Here is a 1175-nt window from a genome sequence, read left to right as displayed (position 1 = left end):
AAAATCGTCCGGAATGACCAAGCCGACAACTTCCGGATCCTCAACGTCGGCCGGAGCGGACACCTGAAGGTCAAGGATCTGGTCATCAAGGGCGGTAAAGTCGGTCCGCTGGTGACCGACATTCCGTTTGATGGGGCTGCGGTTCCCGAGGAGATGCCCTCCTTCCCGAGCTCTGCCGAGGTGCCCCAGGCCGGCAACTCGGACGCCACGCCCAGATATGCGGAGTCTGCGGCAGTGCTGCCGGCCAGCCCCGCGGACGCAACAAAAGTCGCCAAGGCCGACCACTTCGAACGGCACTCGAACGACGGCGGTGGTGTCCTGGTGCAGGACGGGGGTAAGGCCGAATTTGAGAAGACCCACCTCGTCGACAACCAGGCTGGTGGAGTCGGGGGCGGGATCGCCAACTTCGGCAAGGCCGAGCTCTACCACACCACCGCAGACCAAAACACCTCTCTGCGGCACGGCGGAGGAATCTTCAACGCCGGTGTGCTAAAGATCAGCAAGTCCAAGGTGACCACCAACAACGCCATCAGTGCCGGCGGCGGAATCGCCAATGGTGCGAAGTTCGTCGATACCAAGCGTCGGGGTGTTAAGGGCGGCACGGTCTGGATCGAAAAGACCGAGATCGCCGACAACGCAACGTTCGGCCCCGGCGGCGGTCTGTCGGACGTCGGTGGCGACACCACGATTGACCGGTCACAGATCAAGCGGAACATGGCGAATGGATCCGGTGGAGGCATCTCGGCAGTTGACCGGAGCAACCTCTACCTCAAGGAAACAGAACTGCAGAGCAACGTCGCCGACGTGGAGGGTGGTGGCCTGGACCTGCGGGGCGGTGCCGTCGCCAACGTGGTGAAGAGTGAGATCAAGAAGAACCGGACCGTCCGTGGCGGTGGTGTATCCAACCACCGGAGCATGGTGACCTTCCGGGACAGCATGATCTCCGACAACTACGCAGGCAGCCGTGCTGGCGGCGTCTACAACGTACGCGGCGAGGTTGACCTGTCGAACTCGAAGGTGTCGCACAACCGCTCCACCTTTGCACCCGGTGGCGTGTTCAACGAGCGGGGCGAGGTCGCGGTGGACAACAAGTCCGCGATCAAGGGCAACTCCCCGACCAACTGCGAGGGCAGCCCGGACCCGATCGAGAACTGCTTCGGCTGATCGGCGGGTAG

General features: G+C 62.9%; 1 protein-coding gene. It reads left to right on the top strand.

Annotated features, from left to right (window positions below; genetic code table 11):
* On the top strand, positions 1-1164 hold a 1164-nt coding region (locus K228_RS29120), incomplete at its 5' end, for a hypothetical protein (protein ID WP_025620812.1).
* Between the last annotated feature and the right edge of the window lie 11 nt (positions 1165-1175).

The sequence above is a fragment of the Salinispora cortesiana genome, from assembly GCF_000484695.1.
GTDB classification, from domain to species: Bacteria; Actinomycetota; Actinomycetes; order Mycobacteriales; family Micromonosporaceae; genus Micromonospora; species Micromonospora cortesiana.
The sequence above is the reverse complement of the archived record's forward strand: the minus strand, read 5'-3'. Positions and strand labels throughout refer to the sequence as shown.